The sequence below is a fragment of the Alistipes sp. AF14-19 genome (assembly GCF_003461645.1).
GTDB classification, from domain to species: Bacteria; Bacteroidota; Bacteroidia; order Bacteroidales; family Rikenellaceae; genus Alistipes; species Alistipes shahii.
Genome location: NZ_QTXM01000026.1, coordinates 23,790 through 32,114 on the forward strand (window position 1 = coordinate 23,790; position 8,325 = coordinate 32,114).

Annotated in this window: 4 protein-coding genes; 1 reads left to right on the plus strand and 3 read right to left on the minus strand. The window is 56.1% G+C overall.

The genetic code is table 11. The features are described from left to right. Positions 1–5: 5 nt before the first annotated feature. Positions 6–1,994 (minus strand): RagB/SusD family nutrient uptake outer membrane protein, encoded by a 1,989-nt coding sequence (locus DWW03_RS15080; RefSeq protein WP_118406970.1) that lies wholly within the window; start codon positions 1,992–1,994, stop codon positions 6–8. Between the two features lie 17 nt (positions 1,995–2,011). Further along, a complete protein-coding gene (locus DWW03_RS15085; protein ID WP_118406971.1) occupies positions 2,012–5,116 on the minus strand; it encodes a SusC/RagA family TonB-linked outer membrane protein in 3,105 nt (1,034 codons plus the stop codon). A gap of 416 nt (positions 5,117–5,532) precedes the next feature. Between DWW03_RS15085 and DWW03_RS15090 the strand changes: the two genes are divergently transcribed. Continuing rightward, positions 5,533–6,774: an ROK family transcriptional regulator gene (locus tag DWW03_RS15090; protein WP_118406972.1), complete on the plus strand. Its 1,242-nt coding sequence runs from the start codon at positions 5,533–5,535 to the stop codon at positions 6,772–6,774. Between the two features lie 19 nt (positions 6,775–6,793). Here the strand turns inward: DWW03_RS15090 and DWW03_RS15095 are convergent, their stop codons facing one another. Then, on the minus strand, positions 6,794–7,573 hold the full coding sequence (locus DWW03_RS15095; protein WP_310592084.1) for an AraC family transcriptional regulator: 780 nt from the start codon (positions 7,571–7,573) through the stop codon (positions 6,794–6,796). Positions 7,574–8,325 lie beyond the last annotated feature (752 nt).

Below are 8,325 nucleotides of genomic sequence, written 5' to 3' on the forward strand. Positions count from 1 at the left end.
AACCATTACCATCCGGGGTTCTGGACCAGAGCGGGGCTCTTGTCGGTCTCGCTCTGCGGGATGGGGAACAAATAGTAGGCTTTCTTGAATACGCGCTGCTCGAAAGCGACGGGCTCGTAGAACTCGGTCGACTTGAAGTTGTTGGTCTTCGGGTCGCCGCCGCGAACGGAGAGGCCCCATACGGAACCTGCATCGCCGTATTTGTCGGTGCGGGCTTTGGCTACGGTCTCCGAGAGCAGACGACGGCGCGTGGTGTAGTAGCGGTCGCCCTCGAAGTTGAGCTCGATCTGACGCTCGCGCAGGATGTACTCGCGCTGATCCTTCTGTTTGCCCTTGATGTCGGGATAGGTCGCGAAGATGCTCGGCAGACCGGCGCGCTTGCGGATGTCGTCCCAGTACTTCTGGATGTCGGGGTTGGTCGGATCGTACTCGTTCAGAGCCTCGATGTAGTCGAGCAGGATCTGCGCGTAGCGGATGTAGATCGATACGTATTTTCCGGGCAGCGTCATACGCGTGTAGAAGTCGGCTTCGGCAACGACGCGCTTCTGGGTGAGGAAGCCCGTCATCGAGTAGTTGAGACTCTGACCTGAGTTGGACTTACCGCCGAAGTAGAGCTCGCAACGGCCCCAGCCGTCCTGTTGCGAAGCGTACATGTTGAATCCGTTGCGGTGACCTGCGTCGTCCGAATAAGGGAGCTGTACGCGGTGGTTGTAGTTGATCGAGGCGTAGAAACGCGGCTCGCGGTTGCAGAACATGTTCCAGTCGCCCTCGGCATGCCCCCAGGCGTCGAGGTTCTTCAGGTCGCGGATCTGCGTCTTGCGGCCGGCTTCGGTCTTCATATCCACGCCGCTGAAGTTGTAGTGTTCGCCGTCCTTGGTGGCGAAACCGCGCTCGATGTAACCCGAGTTGGGATCTTCGATCGTGCGGCCGTTCTCCATGTAGAAGGCGTCGACCAGACGCAGCGTGGGACCTACGGCACCCATACAGGTGGCCGAACCGGCACCCTCGGGAATCGTGTGGACCATCCAGGCGTAACGCTCGCCGTGGTTATCCCACGAGATGGTGCCCTGGTCGATCGAACCGAAGATGATCTCCGAGTTCCAGCCGTTGTTGAAGAGGTTGTAGTAGGATTTGTAGGGGTTGAAATCCTTCGAATCCACGCCTACGTCGCCGTTGGTGTAGAGCTTGATGTTGGTAGCCTCGGCCTTGTCGATCACGGCCCGGTATGCTTCGGCGGCCGTCTCCCAACGCTTCGAATCGGCGGTGGTGCTGGCCAGATGCGTGCCGTCGTGGTTCACGAAGTCGGCGTAGTCGGGGTTGCCGTTCCACTGGGGCGAAGCCTGCAGCATGAGCATCATGGCCTTGACGGAGAGCGCTGCGGCTGCCGTCGCGCGGCCCAGGTTGTCCGCCTCGGAGGCGTAGGAGTCGGGCAGCAGCCGTTCGGCGCGGTCCATCAGTTCGCAGACGTAGGCGGCGCACTCGTCGAACGGCGAGCGGGGCATGTTGCCGAAGTCGGTGTCGTTGCTCATCTGCTGTTTGATCAGCACGACCGGGCCGTACTGGCGCAGCAGCAGGAAGTAGTAGTAACCGCGCAGGAAGAGCGCTTCGCCCAGGTAGCGGTCCTTGAGGTCCTGCGACAGGTTGCCGCATTTACCCACGTTGTTTTCGAAAACGAACGTCGCACGGATGGTCCGGTAGAAGGTGTTCCATTTGACATAGAAAGATGTCGAAGGCTCCCAGACACCGAGGTTGATGTTGTAGGTCGGGTATACGGACCACGGAATGTCGCACTCGTCGGCGCATCCCAGCCAGGGGTCGTCCTGGTGCAAACGGTCCATGGGCAGCGACGCGTAGCAGTTCGTGAGATACTTCACGACCTCGGCGCGGTTGCTCCAGACCATTTTGTCGGTCTTCATGTCGTCGGGTTCTTTGTCGAGATACTCGCAACCCGCGAACATTGCAGTAGCTATAAGCAGATAAAATATTTTTTTCATCGTTCGTCGGTTTTAGATTAGAAGGAGATTCTCACGCCGAGGTTGAACTTGCGGGCCAGCGGGTAGTTGCTACCGTTGGTCGAGCCGCTCTCGGGATCCCACATGTCCCAGGGCGAGAAGAGCAGCAGGTTGCTGCCTACGAAGTAGACGCGCAGCGACTGGCATCCCCACGACTTGAGGTGCTTGCCCCGGAAGGTGTAACCCACTTCGAGGTCCGAAAGACGCAGCAGGCTGCCGTCGTAGATCGTACGCGTGGAGGCCTTCTGGTTGTTGGCCGAGGCGCTTGCCGACAGACGCGGATAGAACGCGTTGGGGTTGGGATTCTCCTCCGACCAGCGGTCCATCGCCTTGGCGAAGAGGTTGCCCTTGCCCACGCCGTTGGCGAAGGGGAAGAACGATCCTCCGAGCGAGTAGCTGACGTGTGCCTGACCGCGGAAGAAGGCGCCGAAATCGAGACCCTTCCAGTTGATCTGCAGACCGAAACCGTAGTTGATTTCCGGAACGCGCGAATAGCCGATGGCCACTTCGTCGTGTGCGTCGACCACGCCGTCGCCGTTGTAGTCGAGGTATTTCACGTCACCCGGACGTACCGTACCGAATTTCTGCTCGGGGCTCAGGTCGATTTCGTCCTGGTCTTCGAACAGACCTAGGGCGATCAGACCGAACTGCTGGTTGAGCGGGTGTCCCGTGCGCATGCGCCAGGGATCGGTCGGAGCCTCGTCCTTCTCGGTGATCTTGTTGCGGGCGAAGGAGAAGTTACCGTAGATGCGGTAGTTGACCTTGCCGATATGGTGGTTGAATTCGGCCGTAGCCTCGAAACCGTGGTTGGTCATGCGACCCATGTTGGCCAGCGGCTGCTGGTTAAGACCGGCGATGCCCGGAACCGACGAACGCTGGATGAGGATATCCCAACGCTTCTCGTGGAAGTAGTCCAGATCGATCGATACCATCGAGTCGAACATCTTCAGCTCCAGACCGAGGTCCTTCTTGAGACCCTTCTCCCAGGTCAGACCCAGAACGCCTTCCTGTGCCTCGCCGATACCTGCGGACCACGTGGCGTTGGGACCGAAGTAGTGGCCTCCCAGACCCGATTCCCAGGTGCTCAGGTAGGCGAAACGACCTGCGGCCAGTACGTCGGAACCGACCAGACCGATCGATCCGCGGATCTTCAGGTGGTTGATCCACTTCACCTTCCAGAAGGGCTCGTTCGAAATCAGGTAACCGATGGCACCTGCGGGGAATACGCCGAAGCGCTCGCCCGACTTGAAGTTCTCCGAACCGTTGTAACCCATGTTGTACTCGATGAAGTAGCGGTCGTCGTAAGAATAGGTGGCGCGGAATGCCAGACCCTGCTTGCGATAGGGCAGTGCGAGGATCGAGCTGCCGGCGGCCAGGTTGTTGAAGCTGCGCTGGTAGTACATGGCCATGGCGCCTACGCGGTGCCGCTCGTTGAAGACGCGCTCGTAGTTGAACTGCGCCTTGAACTCGTCGGCACGGTCGCCCGTGTTGCTGTAGATGTAACCGAGGAACTCGTCGCCTTCGCGCTTGGGAACGAGCGAGTAGAGACCCGTCTCGTCGTCGACGCCGTTCACGGCGTAGAGCGACGAATACTTGCCGCGCGACTGGATCGAAACGGTGTTGACGTCGTAGGAGAACGATGCCGTGAAGTCGAGGCCCTTGGTCAGGAAGTCCAGATTCTGCTTGAGAATGATCTGGCTCATGACCGACGTGCGGTAGGTCTTGTTGTAACCCGAACCGAAGAGTCGCTCGGCGGGGTTACCCACGCTGGTCGACAGCGGCGCACCCCAGCCCCACTGCATCTCGCCGAATTCGTTGTAACCGAGCGGAACGCGAACGGGCGTGGTGATGGGGTCCTGCTGATAACATGCCGAGAAGAGCTCGGAGGCCTGCGACTGGAAATTGTAGCTGGAGGTGATCGGACGCGGCTGGTGGGCGTCGGTCATGTTGGCACCGATTTCGAGCGACAGGGTCGTCGTCTTGGTGAGCGACATGTCGATGTTCGAGCGGAAGTTGTAGCGCGTGATGTTGATGTTGGTGTTGTAATCCGTGTCGGGATTGTTGTAGAGGTTACCGTTGTCGCGCAGGTAGCTTGCCGTCACGTAGTAGCGGGCGCGCTCGCCACCGCCGCGTACGTTGACCGAAACCTGCGAGTTGGTGGAGAATTTCGTGAAGAGCTCGTCGAACCAGTTGACATTGGGATAGAGGTAGGGATCGGCATGGGTTTCGGTCATGCGGATCTGCTCGGGCGAATAGAATTCGCTGCCGTAGGCCTCGTTGTAGAGGCGCATGTAGTTGGCGCCGTCGAGCAGTTTGGGCATGTTCACCAGGTTCGATATACCGCTCTCGATCTTCACGTCGATGGTCGCCTTCTGGGCGATACCCTTGCGCGTGGTCACGAGCACGACGCCGTTGGCGGCACGTACGCCGTAAACGGCCGTCGCCGATGCGTCCTTGAGCACCGAGATGGTCTCGATCTCCTCGATCGACAGGTCGGACATCGAACGCTCCACACCGTCCACCAGTACCAGCGGGGCGCTCGAATTGAGCGACGAGATACCGCGGATCCAGAATTCGGCGTTGTCCAGACCCGGCTCGCCCGTACGCTGCACGACCACCGCACCGGCGATCTTACCGGCCAGGGCGTTCGTGAGGTTGCGCTGCGGGATTTTCAGGGCGTCGCGTGAAACGGACGAAATGGCGCCGATCACGCTGGCCTTACGCTGGTGACCCATACCTACGACCACTGCGGCATCCATTTCGAGCGTATCCTCTTCCATGTAGATATCGAGGCTGAGCGACTTGGGCACGACAGCCGTCTGGGGCTTGTAACCCAGACAGGTGAAGGTCAGGTGAACGCCTACGTTGGGAACGTCGATCACGTAGTAACCGTTGCCGTCGGTAACGGTACCCGTCTTGGTTTCATCGATGATAACGGCGACGCCCGCTACCGGCTGACCATTGGGATCGATGACTTTTCCTTTGGCGATCAATCTCTCGGCACGAGCCGGAGCTGCACTGTACGCATTCGACTCCGATGCTTCGTCAGCGGCGAACGCAAACGAAGGAACCGATAGCGTAATGGCCAGGAGAAGTGCGAACAAGCGCCGCTCCCCCCCCCCTCAAGAATCGGAAGCAAAGATTTGTCATAAGTTCTTCATACATTTAATAATTAGGAATTTAGGTGGTATTGAGCTCTCGTGGGGACGAATCTCAACTATTTCGTTATGAAGAACAAATTAATAGAGATTTTTTCAATTTGTACCTATTGTCGGAATATAAAATGAATTAAAAAATGAAGTTTTTTTATTGTCGAACCGCCGTTGTGGCTGTATCCGGAGATTTAATTCATTGTGTAATATCGTGTTATTTGTTGTATGTGTGTGCGGTAATTTGTAAAGCGCGTTTGTTAAATTAAGTGTGTATTTGTAAATTTGTGTTTATAATAAGCGCTAAATTGTTTGTATTCCGTGTGATAATTTGTATATTTGTCAACAGAATCCGTCTATTTTGCGTAGTTATGTTCGATCCTTTCGCCTTTGAACCCCCTTCGGCCGAGTTCGCTCGGGCTGTGAAGGTCTCGATTTTAAAAAGCATATTCATTAAAAAGGAATTTACGATTCCCGACATCGCGCAGGCCACGAATTTCAGCGTCACGACCGTGGCCAAACATGTCGCCGAACTGCAGGAGAAAAATTTGCTCGAACTGGTCGACCGCGTCAAGACCAACAAACGGGGACGCCGTCCGGCGCTCTATCGGGTCAAGTCCGAGGCCTGCAGCTTCCTGGGGGTGGATATCAAGTCGCACGGACTCGCCATCGGCCTGATGGACCTTTCGGGCGAAATGGTGCGGATGGAGCAGATCTCGGATTTCTATTTCGAGAATACGCACAACAAGCTGGATGAAATCTGCAACCACATCCAGCGTTTCATCGTGCGGGCCGAGACCGAATTGCCGGGTAAGGTCGTCTGCGCCAACTTCAATATCGGCGGACGGGTCAACTCGCGGACGGGTACGAGCGCTTCGGTCTTCAATTTCGAGGAGACGCGCGACATGCCGCTGACCGATCTGCTGAGCGAGCGGCTGAAAATCCCGGTGTTCATCGAGAACGACACCAAGGCGATGGCCTACGGCGAGTATGCCTCCAAGGAGCGTTCGGGATACGAGAACGTGATCTACGTCAATGTCGGGTGGGGCCTCGGGCTGTGCCTGATCGTCAACGGCGAGATCTACTACGGCAAGGACGGCTATTCGGGCGAATTCGGCCACGTACACATGTACAACAACAATATCATGTGCCACTGCGGCAAGAAGGGGTGCATCGAGACCGAACTTTCGGGCAGCGCCATCTGCCGCAAGCTCATCGAGCGTATCCATAACCACGAGGCGTCGGTCCTTTCGCGCAAGGTCTGGGGCGGCAACGTTATTACGATCGCCGACATCATCGCCGCCGCCGAGCAGGAGGATCCGCTGTGCATCGAACTCGTCTCGCAGGTCGGCAGCGAGCTGGGTCACCAGCTGGCCGGACTCATCAATCTGCTGAATCCCGATTGTATCGTCATCGGCGGAAAGATCGCCGAGGTGGCGCCTTATTACTTCCTGCAGCCTGTGACGCTGGCCATTCACAAATATTCGCTCCGGCTGATGAACCAGCATCTTTCGATCCTGCCTTCGCGGCTGGGGCAGCATGCCGGAATCGTCGGGGCCTGCATGCTGGCGCGCAAACGGTTGGTTTGGGACCGGCTGTTGGGCACGGAATAGATGCGCGGAAGCGTTGTCGCTACGCCAGCGCCTTGTACTGCGAGGGCGACATGCCGGTCAGGCGTTTGAAGTAGCATCCGAAAAACGACTGGTTCGGGAAATTGAGTTGGTAGGAGATCTCCTGCACGCTCATGTTCGTATATTTCAACAGCGATTGGGCTTCGAGCAGGACAAAATGGTCGATCCAGTCCGATACGGGTTTGCCGCTGATGCACTTGATGATCGTTGTGAGGTATTTGGGCGTGATGCAGAGGCTGTGGGCGTAGAAATTCACGCTGCGCTCCTTTTTGTAGTGGTCGCTCAGCAACTCCAGGAATTGCCGGAAATAGGCTTCATTGCGGTTTTGCATCCGGGCCTCCGGTTCGGGGTGTTCCGCGAGATAGGTCTGGAACAGGTTGCCGACTTTGTGGATCGTCGCGGCGATCAGTTCGCTGACGATGTCGCGGGAGAATTGCAGTTCGGGCTCCTGAAGCTCGGTGTCGATCAGACGGATGTAATCGCCGAGCGATTCGCCCTCCGCGCTCCGCAACTCGATGCAGGGGTGGTCGGCCAGTTGCAGGAACAGTTGCAGGATGCGTTTGGTGTCCAGGGTGAGCCGTCGCATGAATTCGGAGGAGAAGGCCAGAATACGGGCTTTGAAGCGTTTGTCCGACCGGGCCTGCATGACGCAGCGCGGTCCGAATATGAACATCGTATTGCGCGTGATCCGATATTCGCGCATGTTGAGCGAAACGGTCGTTTCGCCCTGGGTGCAGACCCCGATGATGAATGCGTCGATCCGTCCCAGGAAGGTTGCAATTTGGTCTTATTCAGTTCGTCAATCAGCGTCAGATATTCCTCGATTCTTTGTTTCTGCATCTTATTTCTGCGGTAGAAGATATAAATAATGCCGCAGATCGCTATGACTGAAACCAAAGCGATAATATAAATTACATTTTGTCTTACACTGGAGCGATAGCGTTCAAATTCCAAGCGTTCGTCTTTATATCGCAGTTCGGTTTCAGCCGCAGAATTATTCATATAGCTTAAATGTATCGAATCACATAAAGCAAGACACTCCTTTTGCATCAAGTAGGCCGCTCGGTAATCTGCATTCAACGTATAGGTTTCGGCAAGAAGAATTTTAGCTGCCGCATCGTTTTCGCGCGGCCCCCCAATATTGGCTGAAATCGCTGCGTTCAAATAATATTCGGCGCTATCCGGTTTATTAATACGCAAATAATATTCTCCCAAAACACAGCAATCATTCGGCGATAAATTATCCGACAACTGGAGAAAACGACCTACATAATCGTAGGTTTCGTTGGTTACGCCTTTGTTCGAAAGAATCCCGATTAGACAACGCAGGCAGTACACCTGAAAATCCTCATACCCGAATTGTTCGGATAGATTCAATGCTTCCCGATAATCCCGGAGCGCGTTATCGTCATCGTTCTCCATGTAGTAAACAGCGGCAATGGCAGTTTTAGCGCTGACTTGGTGTTTGGTCTTATTTGCGGCCTGATAGTTTTCGTAGGCTTCTTGATAATAAAACAAAGCCCTTTGATAATT

Bases quoted from the DNA above. Each gene is read 5' to 3' on its own strand.
- DWW03_RS15090 (WP_118406972.1), top strand. From the start codon at position 5,533: ATGTTCGATCCTTTCGCCTTTGAACCCCCTTCGGCCGAGTTCGCTCGG.
- DWW03_RS15080 (WP_118406970.1), bottom strand. From the start codon at position 1,994: ATGAAAAAAATATTTTATCTGCTTATAGCTACTGCAATGTTCGCGGGT.